Source organism: Dactylosporangium sucinum (assembly GCF_014647515.1).
Classification (GTDB): Bacteria; Actinomycetota; Actinomycetes; order Mycobacteriales; family Micromonosporaceae; genus Dactylosporangium; species Dactylosporangium sucinum.
Genome location: NZ_BMPI01000006.1, coordinates 86,330 through 107,916, shown reverse-complemented (window position 1 = coordinate 107,916; position 21,587 = coordinate 86,330). Strand labels below are relative to the sequence as shown.

General features: G+C 72.2%; 21 protein-coding genes, 1 pseudogene and 1 riboswitch. Of the genes and pseudogenes, 10 read left to right on the top strand and 12 right to left on the bottom strand.

From position 1 onward, the window contains the following. Positions 1 to 51: 51 nt before the first annotated feature. From IEZ31_RS07665 to IEZ31_RS07635, 7 genes are all read right to left on the bottom strand, one after another. Positions 52 to 822 (bottom strand): SRPBCC family protein, encoded by a 771-nt coding sequence (locus IEZ31_RS07665; RefSeq protein ID WP_190249053.1) that lies wholly within the window; start codon positions 820 to 822, stop codon positions 52 to 54. Beyond that, the gene (locus IEZ31_RS07660) at positions 806 to 1,954 is read right to left on the bottom strand and encodes a vWA domain-containing protein (protein ID WP_229834430.1); all 1,149 of its coding nucleotides are present in this window, start codon (positions 1,952 to 1,954) and stop codon (positions 806 to 808) included. The genes IEZ31_RS07665 and IEZ31_RS07660 overlap by 17 nt, the downstream gene beginning before the upstream one ends. Further along, the gene (locus IEZ31_RS07655) at positions 1,944 to 2,807 is read right to left on the bottom strand and encodes an AAA family ATPase (RefSeq protein WP_190249052.1); all 864 of its coding nucleotides are present in this window, start codon (positions 2,805 to 2,807) and stop codon (positions 1,944 to 1,946) included. The genes IEZ31_RS07660 and IEZ31_RS07655 overlap by 11 nt, the downstream gene beginning before the upstream one ends. Beyond that, the gene (locus IEZ31_RS07650; RefSeq protein WP_190249051.1) at positions 2,807 to 3,781 is read right to left on the bottom strand and encodes an XdhC family protein; all 975 of its coding nucleotides are present in this window, start codon (positions 3,779 to 3,781) and stop codon (positions 2,807 to 2,809) included. The genes IEZ31_RS07655 and IEZ31_RS07650 overlap by 1 nt, the downstream gene beginning before the upstream one ends. 102 nt (positions 3,782 to 3,883) lie before the next feature. Continuing rightward, positions 3,884 to 6,262 carry an aerobic carbon-monoxide dehydrogenase large subunit gene (locus tag IEZ31_RS07645; protein ID WP_190249050.1) on the bottom strand — a complete coding sequence of 793 codons (2,379 nt, stop codon included), beginning with the start codon at positions 6,260 to 6,262 and terminating at the stop codon, positions 3,884 to 3,886. Positions 6,263 to 6,347: 85 nt separating this feature from the next. Further along, the gene (locus IEZ31_RS07640; RefSeq protein ID WP_190249049.1) at positions 6,348 to 6,827 is read right to left on the bottom strand and encodes a (2Fe-2S)-binding protein; all 480 of its coding nucleotides are present in this window, start codon (positions 6,825 to 6,827) and stop codon (positions 6,348 to 6,350) included. A gap of 5 nt (positions 6,828 to 6,832) precedes the next feature. Continuing rightward, entirely contained in the window at positions 6,833 to 7,708 is an 876-nt protein-coding gene (locus IEZ31_RS07635; protein ID WP_190249048.1) for an FAD binding domain-containing protein, read from the bottom strand. A gap of 179 nt (positions 7,709 to 7,887) precedes the next feature. Here IEZ31_RS07635 and IEZ31_RS07630 point away from each other — a divergent pair, with 179 nt between their 5' ends. Together IEZ31_RS07630 and IEZ31_RS07625 are read left to right on the top strand one after the other, a co-directional pair. Next, positions 7,888 to 8,739, top strand: a complete 852-nt coding sequence (locus IEZ31_RS07630) for a spermidine synthase (RefSeq protein ID WP_190249047.1) — start codon at positions 7,888 to 7,890, stop codon at positions 8,737 to 8,739. 61 nt (positions 8,740 to 8,800) lie between these two features. After that, positions 8,801 to 9,877, top strand: coding sequence for a branched-chain amino acid aminotransferase (locus IEZ31_RS07625; protein ID WP_190249046.1), 1,077 nt, complete (start codon positions 8,801 to 8,803; stop codon positions 9,875 to 9,877). Between the two features lie 475 nt (positions 9,878 to 10,352). Here the strand turns inward: IEZ31_RS07625 and IEZ31_RS07620 are convergent, their stop codons facing one another. After that, a complete protein-coding gene (locus IEZ31_RS07620; RefSeq protein WP_308429358.1) occupies positions 10,353 to 11,330 on the bottom strand; it encodes a coiled-coil domain-containing protein in 978 nt (325 codons plus the stop codon). 46 nt (positions 11,331 to 11,376) lie between these two features. After that, positions 11,377 to 11,510: riboswitch (cyclic di-AMP (ydaO/yuaA leader) on the bottom strand. 85 nt (positions 11,511 to 11,595) lie between these two features. After that, on the bottom strand, positions 11,596 to 12,180 hold the full coding sequence (locus tag IEZ31_RS07615) for a DedA family protein (RefSeq protein WP_190249044.1): 585 nt from the start codon (positions 12,178 to 12,180) through the stop codon (positions 11,596 to 11,598). Between the two features lie 200 nt (positions 12,181 to 12,380). Between IEZ31_RS07615 and IEZ31_RS07610 the strand changes: the two genes are divergently transcribed. The 7 genes and pseudogenes from IEZ31_RS07610 (at position 12,381) to IEZ31_RS07585 (ending at position 18,236) form a co-directional block, all read left to right on the top strand. Further along, on the top strand, positions 12,381 to 12,602 hold the full coding sequence (locus IEZ31_RS07610) for a hypothetical protein (protein WP_190249043.1): 222 nt from the start codon (positions 12,381 to 12,383) through the stop codon (positions 12,600 to 12,602). After that, the gene (locus IEZ31_RS07605) at positions 12,599 to 13,861 is read left to right on the top strand and encodes a hypothetical protein (RefSeq protein WP_190249042.1); all 1,263 of its coding nucleotides are present in this window, start codon (positions 12,599 to 12,601) and stop codon (positions 13,859 to 13,861) included. Before IEZ31_RS07610 ends, IEZ31_RS07605 begins: the two co-directional genes overlap by 4 nt. Positions 13,862 to 14,080: 219 nt before the next feature. Continuing rightward, positions 14,081 to 14,221 (top strand): annotated as a pseudogene (locus tag IEZ31_RS59335) (ATP-binding protein); the annotation flags it as partial. 416 nt (positions 14,222 to 14,637) lie between these two features. Then, complete coding sequence (locus IEZ31_RS07600) at positions 14,638 to 15,636, top strand: hypothetical protein (protein WP_190249041.1); 999 nt, start codon at positions 14,638 to 14,640, stop codon at positions 15,634 to 15,636. A gap of 154 nt (positions 15,637 to 15,790) precedes the next feature. After that, entirely contained in the window at positions 15,791 to 16,378 is a 588-nt protein-coding gene (locus IEZ31_RS07595) for a hypothetical protein (RefSeq protein ID WP_190249040.1), read from the top strand. Between the two features lie 63 nt (positions 16,379 to 16,441). Further along, positions 16,442 to 17,830 (top strand): MFS transporter, encoded by a 1,389-nt coding sequence (locus IEZ31_RS07590; protein WP_190249039.1) that lies wholly within the window; start codon positions 16,442 to 16,444, stop codon positions 17,828 to 17,830. After that, the gene (locus tag IEZ31_RS07585) at positions 17,823 to 18,236 is read left to right on the top strand and encodes a MarR family winged helix-turn-helix transcriptional regulator (RefSeq protein WP_190249038.1); all 414 of its coding nucleotides are present in this window, start codon (positions 17,823 to 17,825) and stop codon (positions 18,234 to 18,236) included. The genes IEZ31_RS07590 and IEZ31_RS07585 overlap by 8 nt, the downstream gene beginning before the upstream one ends. Here IEZ31_RS07585 and IEZ31_RS07580 read toward each other — a convergent pair. Further along, positions 18,214 to 18,474: a hypothetical protein gene (locus IEZ31_RS07580; protein ID WP_190249037.1), complete on the bottom strand. Its 261-nt coding sequence runs from the start codon at positions 18,472 to 18,474 to the stop codon at positions 18,214 to 18,216. The genes IEZ31_RS07585 and IEZ31_RS07580 overlap by 23 nt on opposite strands. A 140-nt stretch (positions 18,475 to 18,614) precedes the next feature. After that, positions 18,615 to 20,525, bottom strand: coding sequence for a sensor histidine kinase (locus tag IEZ31_RS07575; protein WP_190249036.1), 1,911 nt, complete (start codon positions 20,523 to 20,525; stop codon positions 18,615 to 18,617). Positions 20,526 to 20,566: 41 nt separating this feature from the next. Between IEZ31_RS07575 and IEZ31_RS07570 the strand changes: the two genes are divergently transcribed. Next, complete coding sequence (locus tag IEZ31_RS07570; RefSeq protein WP_229834429.1) at positions 20,567 to 21,253, top strand: response regulator; 687 nt, start codon at positions 20,567 to 20,569, stop codon at positions 21,251 to 21,253. On the opposite strand, the gene IEZ31_RS07565 is transcribed toward IEZ31_RS07570, so the two are convergent. Beyond that, positions 21,219 to 21,575: a response regulator gene (locus IEZ31_RS07565; RefSeq protein ID WP_190249034.1), complete on the bottom strand. Its 357-nt coding sequence runs from the start codon at positions 21,573 to 21,575 to the stop codon at positions 21,219 to 21,221. The two genes, IEZ31_RS07570 and IEZ31_RS07565, sit on opposite strands and share 35 nt — an antisense overlap. Positions 21,576 to 21,587 lie beyond the last annotated feature (12 nt).

Genomic DNA, 21,587 nt, shown 5'->3' with positions numbered 1-21,587 from the left:
CGGGCATTCTGGGAGTGTTGCGGCACCACAACTGCAAGATCAACGCAGGGGTTAGGCGAGCCAGATCGCCAGGGCGACCACGACGGCGATCAGGACCACCACCGGGACGGCGATCTTGATCAGGGTGCCGGTGCCGGCGACCTTCGTCAGGTCGACGGCCTCGGCCTCGGGGCCCTCGATCTTGCGGACCGCCGGAGCCTCGGTCGCCGCCGCGGCGGCCTGCTCGGCGGCGGCCGTGGTCGCGCCGGCCGCGTCAGGGGCGGTGGGTGCGGGAAGCACCTCGGCGACCGTCTCGGCGTCGATGGTGGCCGATTCGGCTGGCGGTGCCACGGCGTCCGTGGCGGTCGATGCCGGAGTGGCGACCGACGTCGATGCCGGAGCGTCGGCCATCGACTTCTCCAGGTTCTCCACGAACTGGGTCAGCAGCCGCGTGCTGATGTCGCCGATCGTGCTGCGCCCCATCTGCGCCAGCGGCCCGGCGATGCTCAGGTCCGTCTCCACCTGGACCCGCGTGGCCGCACCCTCGTCGACGAGCATCGCCGTGACGAGCGCCGACGCGCGGCCCTTGCCGCTCGCGTCGCGGCCCTTGGCCTCGATCACGGCCCGGTGGGCCGCCGCGTCCTGCTCCTTGAAGACGGCGGTGCCGGAGAACGCGGCCGTCATCGGGCCGACCTTGACCTTGACCTTGCCGTGGTACTCGTCGCCGCGGACCTCGGTCAGCTGGGCGCCCGGCATGCAGGGCGCGATCCGTTCGATGTCGGTCAGGACCGCCCAGGTCTCGTCGATCGGGCGGGGCACGACGAACTCATTGGTGAGCAGCATGAGGGGTACTCCCTTGTAGAGCGTCGAGGAGGGGTTGGACCGCGGCCAGCGAGTGCCCGCTGACCACGGCGTCGCAGTACGGCCACGCGGCGGCCATCCCGCCGACCAGCGGTTGGTAGCGCGGGCTCTGGGTCCGGGGGTTGACCCAGACGATGCGGTGCGCCAGCCGGGCGAGCCGGGCCATCTCCCGCCCGACCTGGGCGGGGTCGCCGGTCTCCCAGCCGTCGGAGACGATCAGCACGACGGCGCCGCGGGCCAGGCCGCGCCGCCCGTAGTCGTCGGTGAAACGCTTGAGCGCGGCCCCGATGCGGGTGCCGCCGGACCAGTCCGGCGCGGCCCGACCGGCGCGTTCCAAGGCGACCGCCGGCCGGGTGCGGGCCAGCACCCGGGTCAGCCGGGTGAGCCGCGTGGCGAACGTGAACACCTCGGCGCGGGAGGTGCCGGCGGCGCAGTACAGGAGCTGCAACATCGCCCGCGCGTAGGGCTCCATGGAGCCCGAGATGTCGCACAGGACGACCAGCCGCCGGGGCTTCGTCCGCGGCTCGCGGCGCAGCAGCCGCAGCGGATGGCCGCCCGTCGTTCGGGCCCGGCGCAGCGTGGCCCGCAGGTCGACGGCCCGGCCGCTCGGCGTTCGCCGCGAGCGCCGGGAGCGCCGCGGCGGGGTGGCGACCGCCAGCCGGCGCATGAGGTCGGCGAGCCGCGCCAGCTCATCGGCGCTCAGCGTGGCGAAGTCGCGCGAAGCGAGCCGCTCGGCCGCGCTGCCCACGGTGGACACCGGGGCCTCCACCTCGCGTTCCGGTGTGGAGGGCCGGTCGGACACGCTCGGGGTTCCGCCGCCGGACTGCGTGGTCGACTCGCCGGTCATCCCCGGCGCGTTGGGGTCGCCGCGCCCTTCGGCCGGGTCGACGTACCCGCGGAAGATCGCGTCGAAGACCCGGTCGAGGACCTCGAACTGCTCCGGCCGGCAGGTGAGCGTCGCGCGGGCGATCCGATGCAGCTCGTCCGTCGACCGGGGACCCAGCAGCGTGACCGCGCGCGCGAACCGCTCGCCCCGGTCGGGGCCGACCGGCAGGCCGGCGTCGTGCAGCGCCTCGCCGAAGCCCGCGACCAGGGCGGCCAGGTCACCCCGCAACGAGATCCGCCAACCCCGTCCGGCGGGCCACCTCCTCGTCCTCCCGGTACTTCAGGGCGGCGCCGAGCGTCAGGTCGGCCGACTTGTCGTCGAGCGGCAGGCCGAGCAGGCGCAGCGCGTTGGCCCAGCTGATCGCCTCGGCGACGCCGGGCGGCTTGGCCAGGTCGAGCCCGCGCAGGCGGGCCACGGTGCCGGCGACCTGGGCGGCGAGGAGCTGGTCGGCGCCGGGCACCCGCTGCCGGATGATGGCGGCGACGCGCGAGGCCTCCGGATAGCCGATCCAGTGGTACAGGCAGCGCCGCAGGAGAGCGTCGTGGAGGTCGCGGGTGCGGTTGGAGGTCAGCACCACGACCGGCGGGACGACGGCGGTGCGGGTGCCCAGCTCGGGGATGGTCACCGAGCCCTCGGCCAGCAGCTCGAACAGGAACGCCTCGAACTCGTCGTCGGCCCGGTCGACCTCGTCGATCAGCAGCACCGCCGGACGGGGGCCGGGGTGCTCGATCGCCGCGAGCAGCGGGCGGCGCAGCAGGTAGTCGGGCGTGAACAGATCCGCCTCGCGGGGAACCTCGCCGCGCGCCTCGGCGAGCCGGATGCCGAGCAGCTGGCGGGGGTAGTTCCACTCGTACAGCGCCTCGGCCGCGCTCAGCCCCTCGTAGCACTGCAGGCGGATGAGCGGCGTGTCGAGGGCTCCCGCGAGCGCGGCCGCCGCGGCGGTCTTGCCGACGCCGGGCTCTCCCTCCAGCAGGATCGGCTGCTTCAGGTGTACCGCCAGGAACAGCGCGGTCGCGAGCCCCGGATCGGCGAGATACCCCTGTGCGGCCAGGCTGTCGACGAGTTCGTCGATCGACTCCATCACAGATACCGGGCCGGGTTGTCCGCGAACGCGCGCCGGCAGCCGGAGCCGCAGAAGTAGTACTTCGTGCCGGCGTGCTCGTACTGCAGCGCGTCGGGCACGACGGCCACGTCCATGTCGCAGACGGGGTCCTTGGCGATCGTCACGCCCGCCGGCCGCGGCGGCTGCACGGGCTCGGTCAGCGGCAGCAGGCGGCGCGGCGCCGGCGGTACCGTCGCCTCGTCCGCGGCCGGAGGAGGGGCGGTCTGGCGGGGGCGGCTCGCGATGACCTCGGCGAGCACCGACAGCGCGATCTCGGGCGCGGTGCGGGCGCCGATGTCGAGGCCGGCCGGGGCGTGGATGCGGGCGATGTCGGCGTCGGTCAGCGGCAGCGTCTCGCCGAGCTCCGCCAGCACGGCGGCGGCGCGCTTGCGGCTGGCGACGAGCGCGATGTACGGGATGCCGGCCCTGACGGCGGCGGCGAGGATCTCGACCTCGTCCCGGCCGTGCGAGGCAACGACGACGGCGGACGCGTCGAGCGGGATCGGGGCCTCGGCGTCGGGCGCGCGGAAGCCCTCCCAGCCGACCGCCCGGGCGACGTCGGCCATGGCCCGCGCGACGGGCGCCTCGCCGTACACGAACACGAGCGGCGCCGGAATCATCGTCTCCAGGAAGATCTCGAGCGTGCCGCCGGACAGGCAGGGGTTGGCCACGGTCAGCAGGCCCTCGGCGCCCGGCCGCTCGTCGGCGGGCGCGTCGTCGGGGGTGATGCGCAGCAGGGTCGACTCGCCCGTCTCCAGGAGCCGCAGCCCCTGGAGACGGACGGTCGACTCGGCGCAGGTCCCGCCCACGAACCCCTCGATCGTGCCGTCGGGCAGCACCAGGGCGCGGTCACCGGCCTTGGCGCTCGTCGGGCGCTCAGCGCGGACAACGGTCGCGAGAACGAACGGCGTGCGGTCTTCCCGTAGCTGGTCGGCGCGGCTGAGAAGGTTCATGAGCAGGAATCCTTAGCTGCGTGTTACGTTCGGTAATCGTCTCGTCGTGCGATTTGGTCGGGCGGGGTACGTTGATACAACAGACGGATCGACGTCAACGACCTACTCGGTGATCGCGAGGTCGGTGCGGATCGGGCGACCCTGGGCGGCCCGCCAGACGTTCGACGGCGTGAGCGGCATGTCGGCGTGCCGGACTCCGAGCGGCTTGAGCGCGTCGAGCACGGCGTTGACCACCGCGGCCGGCGAGCCGACCGTCGCGGACTCGCCGACGCCCTTGGCGCCGATCGGGTGGTGCGGCGACGGCGTGACCGTCTCCCCGAGCTCCCACGACGGGCACTCCAGCGACGTCGGCAGCAGGTAGTCCATGAGGGAGGCACCCAGGTGGTTGCCGTCCTCGTCGAACGCCATGAGCTGCATGAGCGCCATGCCGATGCCGTCGGCGAGGCCGCCGTGCACCTGGCCCTCGACGATCATCGGGTTGATCCGCACGCCGCAGTCGTCGACCGCGATGAACCGGCGCACCTTCACCTGGCCGGTGGCCGGGTCGACGTCGACGACGCAGATGTACGCGCCGAACGGGTAGGTCAGGTTCGGCGGGTTGTAGACCGTCGTCGCGTCGAGGTGGCCCTCCACGCCCTCCGGCAGCTCCAGGCTGGAGTGCGCGGCCATCGCGATCTCCTGGATCGTCTTGGCCTGGTCGGGGTCGCCCTTGACGAAGAACTTCCCCTTCTCCCACTCCAGGTCGTCGGGGGAGACCTCCAGCATCGCCGAGGCGACGATCCGGGCCCGGTCGCGGACCTTGCGGGCCACGATCGCGGTCGCGGCGCCGGAGACCGGCGTCGAGCGCGAGCCGTAGGTGCCGAGGCCGAACGGGGTCTGGTCGGTGTCGCCGTGGACCACGTCGATGTCGTCGGGCGAGATGCCCAGCTCCTCGGCGACGATCTGGGCGAACGTCGTCTCGTGGCCCTGGCCCTGGGTCTGCACCGACAGGCGCAGCACCGCCTTGCCGGTCGGGTGCACGCGCAGCTCGGCGCCGTCGGCCATGCCCAGGCCGAGGATGTCCATGTGCTTGCGCGGGCCGGCGCCGACGCCCTCGGTGAAGAAGCTGATGCCGATGCCCATGTACTCGCCGCGGCTGAGCTTCTCGGCCTGCTCCGCGCGGAGCTTGTCGTACTCGACCATGTCCATGGCGAGCTTGAGCGCGCGCGGGTAGTCGCCGGAGTCGTACTCCCAGCCCGTGGGCGTGGTGTACGGGAACTGCTCCGGCTTGAGCAGGTTCTTCAGCCGCAGCTCGGCCGGGTCCATCTTCAGCTCGTAGGCGAGCACGTCGATCATGCGCTCGACGAGGTACGCCGCCTCGGTGATCCGGAACGAGCAGGCGTACGCCACGCCGCCCGGCGCCTTGTTGGTGTAGACGCCGGTGACGTCGCAGGACGCCGCCTCCAGGTCGTATGACCCGGTGAAGATGTGGAAGAAGCCGGCCGGGAACTTCGTCGGCTGCGCGGTGCCGTTGAAGGCGCCGTGGTCGGCGAGCACCTTGACCCGCAGGGCGCGGATCTTGCCGTCCTTCGTCGCCGCGATCTCGCCGCGCATGTGGTAGTCGCGGGCGAACGCGGTGGCGGTGAGGTGCTCGTTGCGGTCCTCCATCCACTTCACCGGCTTGCCGGTGACGATCGAGCCCACGATCGCCAGCACGTAGCCGGGGTAGATGCCGACCTTGCCGCCGAAGCCGCCGCCGATGTCCGGCGAGATGACCCGGATCTTGTGCTCCGGCAGGCCGGCGACCAGCGCGTAGACCGTGCGGTGCGCGTGCGGCGCCTGCGTGGTCGAGTAGATGGTCAGCTTGCCGGTGACCTTGTCGAAGTCGGCCACGGCGCCGCAGGTCTCCAGCGGCGACGGGTGCACCCGCGGGTACAGCACGTCCTCGGCCACGACCACCTCGGACTCGGCGAAGACCCGCTCGGTCTTCTCCGCGTCGCCGGCGCTCCAGTCGAAGATGTGGTTGTCGGTCTTGCCCTCCTTGTCGTCCCGGATGACCGGGGCGCCCGGGGCGAGGGCCTGCTTGGCGTCCGCCACCACCGGCAGCGGCTCGTACTCGACCTCGATGAGCTCGAGCGCGTCCCGCGCGATGTAGTGGTTCTCGGCGACGACGAAGGCGACTTCCTGGTTCTGGAAGCGGACCTTGTCGGTGGCCAGGACGGCCTGGGTGTCGTACGACAGGGTCGGCATCCACGCCAGGTTCAGCGTCTCCAGCACCTTGCCGGTGATGACGGCCTTGACGCCGGGCAGGGCCTCCGCGGCGCTCGTGTCGATCGAGACGATCTTCGCGTGTGCGTAGGGGCTGCGCAGGAACGAGCCGTGCAGCATGCCGGGCAGCTGGATGTCGTCGACGTAGTTGCCTCTGCCCCGCACGAACCGCGCGTCCTCCTTGCGGTGCATGCGCCCGAAGCCCATGGGCGTCGGGTTCTCGGTCACGGTCATGCCCCCTCCTCGCTTCGCTCGTCGGTTGCATGCCGTTCAAGCTGAGCCGGCTGGTGACCGGCCCCTCCGCTTCGCTCCGGACCGGTCACGCGTCCGCTCCTTCCTTGGCCGGGTGCTCGGCCGCCCACCGCACGGAGCGCACGATGTTCTCGTAGCCGGTGCAGCGGCACAGCTGACCCGAGATGGCCTCGCGGATCTCGGACTCCGACGGGTCGGGGTTCTTGTCGAGCAGGGCGCGGGCGGTGATCATCATGCCCGGCGTGCAGAAGCCGCACTGGAGGCCGTGGCACTGCACGAAGCCCTGCTGCACGGGGTCGAGGCCGGCGGGGCCCTCCAGGCCCTCGACGGTGCCGACCTGCTTGCCGTCGGCCATCACCGCCAGCACCGTGCACGACTTGACCGGCACGCCGTCCAGGGTCACGGTGCACACGCCGCAGTTGGACGTGTCGCATCCCCAGTGCGTGCCGGTGAGGCCGAGCTCGTTGCGCAGGAAGTGGACGAGCAGGAGCCGGGGCTCGACGTCGCGGGTGTGGCTTTCCCCGTTCACCGTCACGGTGATCTGCATGAGTTTCAGGCCTCCTGACCCCGCGCACGGGCGGCCGCGGCGCGCAGCGCGCGCGTGGTCAGCTCGCCGGCGAGGTGCCGCTTGTAGTCGACCGGCCCGCGCTGGTCCGCGACCGGGTTGCAGGAATCGGCGGCGATCCGGCCCGCCTCGGCGAACGACTCCTCGGTCGCCGGCTTGCCGACGAGCGACGCCTCGGCCTCGCTCGCGCGGAAGTGCTCGGCGCCGACCGCCGCCAGGCCGATGCCGGCCTGCTTGATCGTGCCCCCGTCGAGCCAGACGGCGGCACCGGCGGCCGCAACCGCCCAGTCGCCGACCCGGCGCTCGACCTTGAGGTAGGCCGAGCCGCCGCCCGGGCGGATCGGCACCCGGATCTCGGTGAGCAGCTCACCGGGCTCGACCACGGTCTCGTACGGCCCGACGTGAAACTCGGTCAGCGGCACGGTGCGCGACCCCCGCGCACCCTGGATCACCACCGAGGCGTCCACCGCGGCGAACGCGGCGGAGAGGTCTTCGGCCGGGTCGGCCTGGCAGAGCGAGCCGCCGACCGTGCCGCGGTTGCGCACCAGCGGATCGGCGATCACCTTCTCGGCGTCGGCGAAGATCCGGTAGTGCTCCTCGACCAGCGGCGAGGCGAGCAGCTCGGCGTGCCGCGTGAGCGCGCCGATGCGCAGCTCGGCGCCGTCGACGCGGATGTACGAAAGTTCAGCGACGTCGTTGATGTCGATAAGCGCCGTCGGGCGGGCGAGGCGCAGCTTCATCATCGGGATCAGGCTGTGACCGCCGGCGATGACACGCGCGTCCTCCCCCCACTGTGCCAGCAGCTCAAGGGTCTGATCGACGCTCGTGGCCTTCGCGTATTCGAATGCGGCGGGTACTTGCATCGCGCCTCCGCGTGAGGATTGTGGGTCCCGAGGTCCGGACACCGAGTCATGAGTCGACCAAATCGTCGTCCTAAAGCGGGTACCGGACAACTCCGTCTGGGTAGTAATGATCTATACGGAGCGTAGTACTCGTTGTCCCGGGCCGGGATTGTGGCGGCGTAAGTTGCAAGATTGACGGCATGGGTGGGCGGAAGCGGGCGGTCGGCATCGTCGCGTCGATCGCTGGTGGCGTGGCCGAGCTCTGCCCCGATGACGGGCGTCCGGGCCGGTGGACGCTGCTCATCGACGGCTTCCCGCAGTCGGCGGTCGACCTCGCCGAGCCGCGCAGCCTCGACTTCGAATACATGCGGCGCATCGCCTCCGTCATCGACGCGATGGCGCCGCCGGTGCTGCCGATCTCCGCGCTGCACCTGGGTGGCGGGGCGCTGACCCTGCCGCGGTACGTCGCGGCGACCCGCCCGGGCTCGATGCAGCGGGTCGTGGAGCTGGACGCCTCGCTCATCGAGTTCGTGCGCCGCGAGCTGCCGCTGCCGCGGGGCGCCGACATCCGCGTGCGCGCCGCGGACGCGCGCGCCGTGGTGGAGGCGACCGCGCCGGCCCGCTACGACCTGGTGATCGCCGACGTCTACCAGGGTGCCCGGGTCCCGGCCCACCTGACCTCGGTCGAGTTCATGTCGTCGGCCGCGCGGGTGCTGCGCCCGGACGGCCTCTACGTCGCCAACCTCGCCGACGGGCCGGGCCTGGCCTTCGCCCGCTCCCAGGTGGCCTCGCTGCGCTCGGTCTTCGCCTCGGTCGCGCTGCTCGCCGAGCCGGCGGTCCTGCGCGGCCGCCGCTTCGGCAACGTCATCCTGGTCGCGTCGGCGCCGGCCGGGCGCATCCCCGCGGCGGCGCTGGCCCGGGCCGCGGCGGCCGACCCGTTCCCGGCCCGCCTGGTCGACGGTGCCGACCTGGACCGGCTGGTGGCGTCCGCGAAGCCCGTCACCGACGCGACCGCGGTCGCCTCCCCGCCCCCGCCGCCCGATCTCTTCTAGCTACCGTCCAGTCGTCGGGATTCGCCTTAGGGATCGTTCAGGTTCGGCATAGAGTCTCGGGATGCTTGAGTTCGAACTTGTTCCCGCCGCTCGGCGGCCGGCCGAGGAGCGCGCGGCGCTGCTGGCCGACCCCGGGTTCGGCCGCGTCTTCACCGACCACATGGTCACCATCCGCTATGCGGAGTCCAAGGGGTGGTATGACGCCCGCCTGGTGCCGTTCGGGCCGCTCTCGCTGTCCCCGGCCACCGCCGCGCTGCACTACGGGCAGGAGATCTTCGAGGGGCTGAAGGCCTACGCGATGCCCGACGGCGGGGTCGCGCTCTTCCGCCCCGAGGCCAACGCCCGCCGCCTCAACGCGACCGCGGCGCGCATGGCGATGCCCGAGCTGCCCGAGGACCTGTTCCTCCGGGCCGTGTGGACGCTCGTCGAGGCCGACCGGGAGTGGGTGCCCTCGAAGCCCGGCCAGAGCCTGTACCTGCGGCCGTTCATGCTCGCGACCGACCCGTTCCTCGGGGTGCGGCCGTCGTCGGAGTACCTGTTCGCGGTCATCGCCTCGCCCGCCGGCTCGTACTTCGCGGGCGGCGCCAAGCCGGTCACGGTGTGGGTGTCGGAGGACCTGACGCGGGCGGCCCCCGGCGGCACCGGCGCCGCGAAGACGGCCGCCAACTACGCGGCCAGCCTGCTCGCCCAGGCCCAGGCCCAGGAGGCCGGCTGCGACCAGGTGGTGTTCCTCGACGCGGTCGAGCGCCGCTGGATCGAGGAGTCGGGCAGCATGAACGTCTTCTTCGTGTACGACGACGCGATCGTCACCCCGCCGCTCAACGGCTCGATCCTGCCGGGCGTGACCCGCGACTCGGTGCTGCGCCTGGCCGAGCATCTGGGCCACACGGTGGCCGAGCGGCCGTACTCGTTCGAGGAGTGGCGCCGCGACGCCGAGAGCGGCAAGCTGCGCGAGACGTTCGCGAGCGGCACCGGCGTGGTGATCACGTCGATCGGCGCGGCCCGCACCAGGGACGGCTCGTTCACCATCGGTGACGGCACCGAGGGCCCGGTGACGACGGCCATCCGCGACGCCATCGTCGGCATCCAGCGTGGCCTGCGTCCCGACCCCTTCGGCTGGTCCGTCCGCCGCCCCTGACCGCCCGCCGCGGCGCTCCCACCGCGCTCCCGCACGCTCGTTGAGCCCCGGCGACCCGCCGTCACCTCGGCCGGTCGTCGCCCAGCCCGGCGGCGCGACTCGCCATCCACCCGAGCCTCTGCGCCGCCGCTGGTCCCTCATGGCTCCGAGCCGCTGCGCTCATCGCCGCCACCTTCATGATCGATGGAGATTCCTGGCTGCCATGGCGACCAGAAGTCTCCATCGATCATGAAGGTGGCGGCGTTCGCGGCTCGTTGACAGACGTTGGCCGATCCACCGCTCGTAGATTGACCAACGTCTTCGCAGGGGCGGCGCGGGCTCGGCCGGGGCGTGCGGACCTTGCCGCAGCGGGCGTCCGGCGCGGGCGGCAGCCCGCGAGCTCTTGCCACGACGGTGATGGCAGCGTCCGCCACCAGCGGTGTCTGGCGGGAGCGACGGTCGTGCGTTGCGCGGACCCGAGTCTCGAAAAAGGATGTCAATACACGCTGAGATGTACGTGATTGGTGTGGTCGCTGGACGGGTCGCCGTTGCCGCCGCTGTAGGCGTGCCAGCCGGCGGCCGGGGTCCATACCTGGCGGAACCAGATTACGTAGAGCACGCCCAATGCGCTCGCGTTCTTGACGAAGAAGGCGGCCAGGTTGGTGCCGTAGGTTTTGTCGCCGCCGCTCGCTACGCCGCCGAAGCCGTTGGCCTGGGCGGCGAAGTCGCAGGCGCGGCCCTTCGGGTGTTCGTAGGGGCCCGAGGGACGGAAGCAGGAATAGTATCGCGTGAATCCCGCGTTCCTGGCTTCCTTCACCGAGTGGATCATGCGCGGGGTGATGCAGCCCTTGGTCGTGGGGTCGTCGATGATGCATTTCTCCGCGGGCCAGGAGCCGTCGGGGTTGCGCGGGGCCGGATTGGCGAGCGGGGAGTTGGCGTTCACGTAGCCGTCGGCCTTGCCGTTGCCCATTTTCGTGAGGGCGGTCTCGGCGTCCTTCTTCTTCTTGCCCATGATGTCGGTCTGGGCCTGCTGCTTGGCGACCTCCGCGTCGCTCGCCTGCTTGGCCGCGGCGAGGTCCGCCTCCAGCTTCTTGAGGCGGCCGATCTGGCGGTCGTTGTACCGCGCGATGGTGTTCACCAGCACCGCCCGGTCCATGAACTGGTCGGGGGAGTCGGTGGTGATCAGCGCCGCCGCGATCCGGATGCCGCCCGTGCGGTAGGACGCGGCGGCGATGACATTGACCGACTCCTGCACCGGCGCCATCTCGCGTTGCATGGCGGCCATCTGCTCGGCGAGCTCGGCCTGCTTCTTCTTCGACGCCTCCAGAATCGCCTGGGCGTCGAGCCATTCGCGGTTGGCCTGCTCGAGCTTTTCGCCCAGGGTGAGGTTGGTGCTGCCCTCGTCCGGCGGCGCGGTCGGATCGCCCGGTGCGGCCGACGCGGGCATGGCCCACGCACCCACCGTGACGAGCACCGCGGCCAGCAGGATCGCCGCCCGGCGTCGCATATTGATCACGTGCTGTCCCTCCGCGCACCGCCTACCGAGTTAGCTGACGGGTTCGGGACGGAACAGTGGCCCTACCGCGAACGCGGATTCACCCCAGAAATCGGTGGGTCCCCGGCTCGGTCGAAACCGATTCGGCGGCGGATTCACTGGCGCCGAGGGGCGCCGCCAGGCGAATCCGCGCTCAGATTACCGAATCGTCGCCTGATTGCGCAGGACCGAGAATGCCTACCGGTCAACTACGGACCGTAGCCAGCTTGCGGGTGCCCATCAGGGCGATCCAGCCGAACGTCAGTCCCAGGGCGACGGTGACGACCATCGTCAGGTTGCCGGTCGGCAGCCAGTCCGCGACCTGTCCGGCCAGCGTGCCGAGGCCGACATACAGCCCGCCCCACAGCACCGAGCCGATCGCGGCGGTGCGCAGGAAGCGCCCGTAGGGCATCCGCAGGCCGCCGGCGGCGAGCGGGATGAGCGTGTTGACGAACGGCAGGAACGGGGCGGTCACCAGGATGCGGCTGCCGCCCTCGCGGACGACCCGGTCGGCGGTGGCCCAGCGCTCGGCGCCCACCCACGCGCCGAAGCGCCCGCGGCGTAACCGCTCGCCGAGGTATCGCCCGGCGAAGAAGGTGAGCGACCACCCGGCGAGGCACCCGGCGACGACCCAGCCGAGGCTGCTGAACGGATCGACGGAGCCCGACGTGGTGAGGATCGCCACGTCGGCCGGGACGAGGATGCCGAGAAGCGGGATCGCGTCGAGCAGCATGACCAGCCCGAGCGCGACGCCCAGCAGAGGCCCCGGAACTGCGTCGAGAAAGGTCATGCAAGGACGGTATGGCCGCGGGTGCGTGCCGCACATCAGGGCGCGACCCCGAGCGAACCCCGAGACCCGCGAGCGGCCCGGACTACGCCGTGCGGACGACCGGACTCATACGGGAGGACGGCGGCGGCGTGTCTGATTCGGCCATCGACGGTTGCTTTGCTAGCGTCCCCGCTAGCAAACGGCTAGCGGGAGAGATCCATTTGGACGCGACAGAGAAGACGGTGGCGATGCCGCCGCAGCGGCCGCGCTTCGAGCGCGTGCAGCTCAACACCCGGGTGCGGGTGGAGATCGAGCAGATGCTGCAGCGGTTCGTCGTCGATCACAACACCACGGTGCAGAGCTCCGTGGACCTCGCGCTGGCCGAGTTCCTCGCGGCACGGGGATATCCGTTGCCCGCAGCGGATGACGGGAGAAACCGGTGACGACGCCGGGCATTGTCCAACACGACGCCGACCTCCAGAAGACCGTCCGACGCACCTCCTACATGCGCCAACTGTTCTACGTCGTGGTTCTGCTGGTGGCCCTCGCCGGGCAGGTGTCCGGCGCGGTCGAGACGCTCGGCATCCCGCTGATCTGGGCCATCCCGGCCGTCGGCGCGCTCGAGCTGGGCGGCATCGTGGTGCTCGCCAACGCCGACGTGCGGCGCCGGCTGGGCGAGCGGGCGATCGCCTCGCGGTTCCTGTCGGCGGTCATCGCCGCGTTCGCCGTGGCGTTCAACTGGCTGGCCCACGACGACAAGCTCCTCGCGGGGTTCTTCGCCGGCATGTCCGCGCTGGGGTACCTGGTGTGGCTCATGCACACCGAGAACCAGCGCCGCGACCGGCTGCGGGCCAAGGGTGACCTGCCGCCGACCACGCCCGCGTACGAGGTGGTCGGGCACTGGATCCGCCACCCGTGGATGACGCTGCGGGCCAAGAACCTCGCCAAGGCCGACGCCCGCCTGGGCCTCTACACGTCCCTCGCGGCGGCCCGGGCGGAGAAGCGCAAGGAGCAGCGCACGGCGGCGATCGCCAAGGTGCTGCACCGCAAGATCCGCGCCGCCGTGGACCCGACGACGGCCGACATCGCCGTCGCCGTGTACGACCTCGACGAGATCGCGCTGCGCCTCGCCGACGGCGCCGACTACGACGGGCTCACCGCGCTCATCGCCGCCGACCTCGCTCCGGCGCGGCTGGCCGCCAACGGGGTCGTCGAGGGCCGCCCCGTCAAGGAGCGCGAGATCGCGCCGCCGGAGCCGGAGCCGGAGATCATCGACACCGAGGAGCAGCTCGCGCTGCCCGAGGCGACGCCGGTGGCCCCGGTCTCGGCGCCCCCGAGCGCCTCGCCGCTGGGCGAGCTGCGCACCGAGATCGAGGGCATCCTGCCGCCGCCGCGCAAGCCGCGCAGCCGGTCGGCCGTCGCCGAGATCGCCGAGGAGCCGACGCTCAACCCGCCGCCCGTCGTGCGGGACGGATCGCTGCGCAGCCAGGTGCACCAGCTGCTGCACGAGCACATCCCGGCCGGCGACCAGCGCGACGTCGTGGCGCTGACCACGTTCGTCGGCGACCTGCTCGAGCTCGACGACGTCGAGCGGCTCACCGCCTCCAACTACGTCCGCACCTGGAAGCGCGAGGTCGACGCCGGCCGCCGCGCCGCGGTCAACGGGCGCCACCTCGAGGACGTCATACCCGCCAAGCGGTAAGGAACGGGCCGCGGCTGCCGATCAGGCGGCCGTGGCCCGGCTACTCGCGGTGGACGTCATCCGGACGCCGGGATGACGCGGACCGCCGGCCGGGGTCCCGCTCGGGCGGCCTCTGGCGGCTGGTGGCGGCGATCGTCGCCGCGGCGGGCGTCGGCGCGCTCATCGGGCCGACCGGGTACGACGCCGGCGGCCTCGACCCCGCCGGCCGGCTGAGATGCGGGCCCGGGGCTGGCGATCCGCAAACGGATCGTGGAGCGCCACGGCGGCACGATCTCGGCTGCGGGCAACGAGGGCGGCGGCTCCCGCTTCGTTCTGACGCTGCCGGGGGCGGCGGCTCCCGCTTCGCTGTGTCGTTCTTGATCCATGGACGGTTCTGGCTGTCATGGCAGCCAGGACGCGCCATGGATCATGGCCGTGGCTCGGACTCGCCGGTGTGGTGGCGGGTCGTGCTTTGTTCGGGCGCCGGGGTCGGGCGCCGTCTTGCTGAGACGTTGGTCGATCTACCCTCATGCGGACCGCGGTGGAGCGAGGGTAGATCGACCGACGTCTTCGGAGTGGTTCCCGCAGGGTGGGCCTGTTCTGCCGGGTCGCCGGGCTGACCGCTCGGCAGGTTGTCCGGCGGTGAGGCGCGGTGCGAGCGCGTGCGTCCGGCGGCGCCCGTGGTGGCGTGTAGTCGGCGTCACGGTGGAAAAGCGAACGTTCATTCTTGACGGCACCCGACGGCACCCGCATGCTCAAAAGTGAACGAACGAACGTTCTTTTTAGGGAGACTTCCGATGGCCCAGCAGCACACCGCAACCCGGTCGCCGTGGCCCCGTGTCGGCGCGATCGTGCTCCTGCTCACCGCCCTGCTCAGCCTCATCATGATCGCGTTCGCGTGGCCGGCCACCCGGTCCACCGTGCACGACATCCCGCTCGCCGTGGCCGGGCCGCCGCAGGTCACCGGCCAGGTCAAGCAGCAGCTCGAGAGCAAGCGGCCCGGAGCGTTCGACCTGGTGACCGTCGACAGCACGCAGGAGGCGGAGCGGCTGATCCGGGAGCGGAAGGTGTACGGCGCGATCGACCTCACCAGCGGGCGCCCGCAGCTCATCGTCGCCTCCGCCGCCAGCCCCGCCGTCGCGCAGGCGCTGCAGCAGGTCGCCCAGGGCCTGGAGCAGTCCCCGAACGCCGTCACCGTGCGCGATCTCGTGCCCCTGCCGGCCGACGACCCGCGCGGGGCCGGGCTCGCGGCCGGGGCGTTGCCGCTCGTGCTCGGCGGGATCGTCGCGGCCGGGCTGCTCTGCAACCTCGTCGTGGGCGTCGCCCGCCGGGTGGCCGGCGCGCTGGCCTTCGCGATCGTGGGCGGATTGGCGCTCGTGGGGATCCTGCAGTACTGGCTGGGCTCCCTCGGCGGCGACTACTGGACCAACAGCGCGGTGGTGGCCCTGTCCATCGCCGCGACCGCGCTCACGCTCCTCGGCCTGGAGTCGCTGCTCGGGACGCCGGGGCTCGGCATCGGCGCCGGCGTGATGATGCTGCTCGGCAACCCGCTCTCCGGCCTGGCCAGCGCGCCCGAGATGCTGCCGTCGGGCTGGGGGACGCTGGGGCAGTACCTCCCGCCGGGCGCCGCCGGCACCCTCCTGCGCAGCAGCGCCTTCTTCGACGGCCACGCGGCCACGCGGCCCGTGCTCGTGCTCGCCGCCTGGGCCGTCCTCGGCCTGCTCCTGGTCGGCGCCGCGGCCCTGCGCGGCCGCAAGCCGGCCCCGGCCGAGACGCTGGAGCCCGTCGCCGCGTGACGCTGAAGAAAGGGGCCCCGAGTCCTTGGCAAGTGCCCGGGAGGTGCTCACAGGCGCTTGCCAAGGAAGGCGGACCCCGGTGCCAGGGAGGGCCGGAATCGTTGCCGGCGAGCGGCTCCCGCAGCGGGCCGCCCCGACAGCGAGGAGCGACGCCATGAGCCGCAGCACCGACCAGTCTCCCGCCCCGGTCTGGGCCGTCCCGGCGGATCTGGCCGCGCAGGAGACGATGCCGGCATCGCCGTACGAGGTCGGACCCGCCTCGACGCCGCCCAGGAAGAGCTCGAAGGTCAAGACGGCGATCGTCGGCATCGTGGCGGCGCTCGTCATCGGCGGCGGCGGGTTCGCGGTCATCCGGGCCGCGGGCGACAGCAGCAGCGCGACCACCCAGCAGGCCGGCCCCGGCGGGCAGGGTGGCCCCGGCGGCCTGGGCGGCGCACCGCAGGACGGCGGCCCCGGCGGGTTCGGCGGCGGGGCGGCCGACGTGAACGGCGCCCTGTACGGGGACTTCGTCTCCTCCGACGGCAACGGCGGCTACACGACCGAGCGCCTCCAGAGCGGCACCGTCACCGCCGTCAGCACGACCTCGATCACCGCCAGGAGCGCCGACGGCCACAGCACCACGTTCGTCGTGCAGGACGGCGCGGTCGTGGCGGACGTCAAGACCGGCGACACCGTGACCATCGTCGGGACCGTCGACGGCGACACCGTCACGGCCACGAGCATCACCGAGACCGGGCAGTGATCTGCGCCGCAATGCCGGCCCACCGGTGGCCCGCGGATCGTTGCTTGTACGAACATAATAGTTGTGGTCGTACAAGCACGCCGCCGGCGGTTGCTCATTCTCGGGATCTGCTGCCTGAGCCTGCTGATCGTCGGGCTGGACAACACGATCGTCAACGTCGCGGTACCGAAGCTGCGAGACGACCTCGACGCGTCCCTCGCCGGCGTGCAGTGGACGATCGACGCCTACACGCTCGTCATCGCGAGCCTCCTGCTGATGGCGGGCTCGACCGCCGACCGGATCGGCCGGCGCCGCACCTTCCTCACCGGGCTCGCCGTCTTCGTCACCGGGTCGCTGCTGTGCGGCCTGGCCCCGTCGCTGGGCTGGCTGATCGCCTTCCGCGTGCTGCAGGCGATCGGCGGCTCGATGCTCAACCCGGTCGCGATGTCCATCATCACCAACGTCTTCACCGACCGGCGGGAGCGGGCTCAGGCCGTGGGCGTGTGGGCCGGCGTCGTCGGGATCAGCATGGCGCTCGGCCCGGTCGTCGGCGGGCTGCTGGTGCAGTCGGTCGGGTGGCGGTACATCTTCTGGATCAACGTGCCCATCGGGCTGGCGGCGATCGTGCTCACCGCCCTCTTCGTGCCCGAGTCGCGGGCGCCCCGGCCGCGCCGGCCCGACCTCCCCGGCCAGGTGATCGTGCTGGTGCTGCTGGCGTCGGCCACGTTCGCGATCATCGAGCGGGCGTGGATCGCCGGGGTGATCGCCGCGGCCGCGCTGGCAGCGCTGCTGATCGTGGAGCCGCGGCGCCGGGAGCCGCTCGTCGACCTGCGGCTGTTCCGGAGCCCGCCGTTCGCCGGAGCGACCCTGACCGCCGTGGCGGTGTTCGGCTCGCTGGCCGGGTTCCTGCTGCTCAACGCGATCTACCTGCAGGAGGTGCGCGGCTACACGCCGCTGCACGCCGGGCTGCTGACGCTGCCGGTCGCCGCGACGACGGTCGTGCTCGGGCCGCTCTCGGGGCGGCTGGTGGGCAGTCGCGGCCCGCGGCCGTCGCTGCTGATCGGCGGGGTGGGTGTCGCGGCCAGTGGTGTCATGCTGGCGGGCATCGGCCCGCACACCGCAACGGTCTGGCTGCTGGCCGCGTACGCGCTGTTCGGCATCGGGTTCGCGATGGTCAACCCGCCGATCACGGTGACCGCGGTGTCCGGGCTGCCGACCGACCAGGCGGGCGTGGCAGCGGCGTTCGCGTCGACGAGCCGGCAGTTCGGCGCGATGCTGGGGGTGGCGGTACTGGGGGCGGTCGTCTCGGCGGGCCTGCACGGCACGCCGATGGTGGAGGGATTCGTGGCCGCGAGCCATGCGGCCTGGTGGATCATCGCCGGCTGCGGTGCGGCGGTGGTCGTCATCGGTACGCTCACCACCGGGCCGCGCGTGAGGCAGCGGCCACTCGAACCGGAGCTGGCCGATGCCTGACAGCGAAGCGGCGGCGCGGGCCTGGCGCGCGATGCGAGCGCTCGTGCTCGACCAGTACGACCGCCGCAAGGAGGTCTGCGACGCGCTCGACATGAGCTTCGTGCGGGTCAAGGCCCTGCGTCGGATCGCCGCCGGCGCGGTGACGCTGCGCGAGCTGGCGACCGACCTGCAGACCGACGCGCCCTACACGACGCTGGTCGTGGACGATCTGGAGCGGCGGGGCCTGGTGCGCAGGGCGCCGCACCCGACCGACCGCCGGGCCAAGCTCGTGATCGTCACGGAGTCGGGGCGGGCGGCGGCGGCTCGTGCGGAGGGCATGCTCAACGAGCCGCCACCGCCGCTGCTGGCGCTCGACGCGGGGGACCTGGCGCAGCTGAACGACATCATCGATCGGCTGCGCCGCTGAGCGACGGCGCCAGGGCGCGGGCGCACAGTTCGCGCGCCCACTGGATGCGGTCAAGGGCGATGTCCGGACGATCGCCGAACACCTCGGCCGCGCGGGCGTAACACTCGTCGGGCCCGAGGCGCTCGAGGGTCTGGTCGACGGTCCGGCGAACCATCGCGTCGTCGAGGTCGGTGGTCTTGGGGGCGTCGGAGACGAACAGTGCCATGCACAGCACCGGGTCAACCGGGCAGGTCGTCATGGTGGATCACCTGTTCAGACGGGGTGTGGATTACCTGTGTCCACACTCGCTCGCCGCGTGACCGGGGACACCGACGCCAGCGGGTCTCTGCGGCTGCGGGTTTCCGGACCCGCCGATACCGGCTGGCCTCCATACCTGGGTCACCCGGCATCACCCTCGTCGGGGGCACCGGCCAGCGGCACGGTGATGCTGAGGGTGGTGCCGCGACCAGGCCGGCTGGCGATGTTCAGGCTGCCACCGATCGCCGCGACCCGGTCGGCCAGCCCGACCAGGCCGGTGCCGGTGTCCGGGTCGGCCCCGCCCACACCGTCGTCCTCGATGGACAGCTCCAGCCGGTTGCGGACGATCGCCGCGCGCACGAAGATCAGGCTCGCCCGGGCGTGGCGGATGGCGTTGGTCAGCGCCTCGGCGACCACGTAGTACACGCCGACCTCGATCTTGGTGTCCAGCCGGTCCGGCAGGGCCAGCTGCACCTCCACCGGGATCGGCGAGCGCCGGCCGAGCGACTTGATCGCCGGTACCAGACCACCCTCGGAAAGGATCGAGGGGTGGATCCCGCGGGCCAGCTCGCGCAGCTCGTCGATCGCCTCGGAGAGGTCGTCGCCGATCGAGTGCACTCGATCCTGCAGGGCGTCGCTCACCTGGGTCTCGGTCGCGCGCAACGCCAGCAGCAGCGCGATGAGCCGCTGCTGGGTGCCGTCGTGCAGGTCGCGCTCGATGCGGCGGCGGCTCTCGTCGGTCGCCGCGACCAGGCGGGCCCGCGACGCGGTGAGGTCGGCCCGGGCCTGCGAGTTGGCGATCGCGCTCGCGACCAGGTCGGTGAACTCCGCCGCGCGCATCGCGTCCTGCTGCTCCAGCGCGCGGTCGGAGGTCGACAGCGCCTTCAGCGCGCCCCAGCAGCGGTCGGCCACGATGATCGGCGCGCCGATCGCCGAACGGATCCGGCTGTCGCCGAACTCGCGCGCGAGGAAGTCGGCGCTCTCGTCGCCCTCCAGGCGGACCGGCCGCCCGGAGCGCAGCACCCGCCCGGCGATGCCGTGGCCCTGCAGCGTGACCCGGCCGAGGGGAATCCGGTGGACGGGGTCGTAGCTCCAGCTGGCCACGACGGTGCCGACGTTCTCCTCCGCCTCGAATCGCACCAGTACCGCGGCATCCGCCTCGAACAGCTTCCCGGCCTCCTCGGTGACCGTCGCGAACAGGTCCTCGGCCGGGCGCCCGCGGGCCGCCACCGTGGCCACCCGGCGCAGCGCCGCCTGCTCGGCCGCCACCGTGCCGAGCGTCTCGCGGCTGCGCTCCAACGCGCTCACCATCGAGTTGAACGTCCGCTGCATCTTGCCGACCTCGACCGGCGCGTCGGTGTCGACCCGCACGGTCATGTCGCCGCCGGCCACCTTGTCGGCGGCGGTGACGAGCCGGTGCAGCGGGCGTACGACCATGACCGCGAGCGAGCGGGTCAGGATGGCCACCGCCAGCAGCGAGGTGGCGAGCCCGGCGATCCCGGCGATCACCGCCCGCTGGCCGGCCCGGTTGGCGTCGGCGTGCATGCCGTCGACGATCGCCCGCTGGGTGACGGTGAACTGTTCGAACTCCTGGCGCAGCGCGGCGACGCTCCGCTGGCCGTTGGTGATCGACTGCGGGTCGATGCTCGCCGGGTTGGCGCCGTCGTCGGTGATGACCGGATCGGCGTACGTGTCGAGGTACGCGCTGACGTCGCTGTTGAGCGTGGCGACCCGCGCGGCCTGCGCCGAGTCGCCCGAGACGGCGGAGGCGAGCTCCTGCTGGCGCAGCGGAATCTGCTGCTGGGCGTGGATCCACGGTGTCAGCAGCGCGCGGTCGTGGGTGAGCGCGTAGCCGCGCCGGCCCGCCTCGACGTCGAGCACCAGTCGTTCGAGCGTGTTCGCGGCCGAGACGGCTCGCTCGGCGCGGGTGACCACGAGGACGGAGTCGCGCAGCTCGTACACGGAGAGGAGGATCGTGGCGAACGCGGTGCTGATCAACAGGGTGAACAACACGCACATCACCCCGAGCCGGACGGTCAACCCCCCGCGCATGAAGGATGTCTACCCAGCATTGCGGGGATATGTTGGATTTGATGGCATTCGAGGGTAGTGCGGCGCTCCAGCTCCGGGTGGTGATCGCCGACGACGACGTCCTGCTGAGGGAAGGGCTGGCCAGCCTGCTGGACCGGCACGGCTTCAGCGTGGTCGGCCTGGCCGATGACGGCAACCACCTGCTCGAGCTGGTCGAGAAGACCTCGCCCGACCTGGCGATCGTCGACATCCGCATGCCGCCGACGCACACCACCGAGGGCCTTGCAGCGGCCCGCGAGATCCGGGTGCGGTTCCCGAGCGTCGCGCTGCTCGTCCTCTCCGCGTTCGTGGAGGTGGAGCACGCCATCGAGCTGCTCGCCAGCGGCGAGCGCATCGGCTACCTGCTCAAGACCCGCGTCACCGACGTCGAGGAGTTCCTGGAGACGCTGCACCGGGTGCACGACGGCGGCACGGTGGTGGACCCGGCCGTGGTGCAGGAGCTCGTCGCCGCGCACCGCCGGCGCGACCCGCTCGACGTGCTGAGCCCCCGCGAGCGCGAGGTGCTGGCGCTCATGGCCGAGGGGCGGTCGAACGCGGGCGTCGCCAAGGAGCTGTGGGTCACCGAGGGTACGGTCGAGAAACACGTCCGGTCGATCCTGACCAAGCTCGACCTGCCGGAGACCGACGACACGCACCGGCGGGTCCTCGCGGTCCTCACGTTTCTGGAAGCCGCCTCAACAACGATGTGATCGTGAGCGCCGACAGCTGGCTCTTCGACACGAAGCCGAGCGCGCCCGTCCGGCCGACGAGCTCCTCGACGTCGTCCGGGGCGAGGCTGGACACCACGATCACCGGGCGCGGAGCGATCTGGGCGGCCAGATCGAGGCCGCTCTCGGCGCCGAGGCCGACGTCCACCAGGACGACGTCCGGATCGTGCTCGTCGATCGCGCGCAGTGCCTGGCGGCTGTCCGCAGCATCGGCCACCACCGCCATGCCCTGCGTGGTCAGGAGGCGACGCGCGCTGGCCCGGAAGCGTTCGGAGTCGTCGACGATGACGCAGCGGACCGCCATGCCTTCACTGTG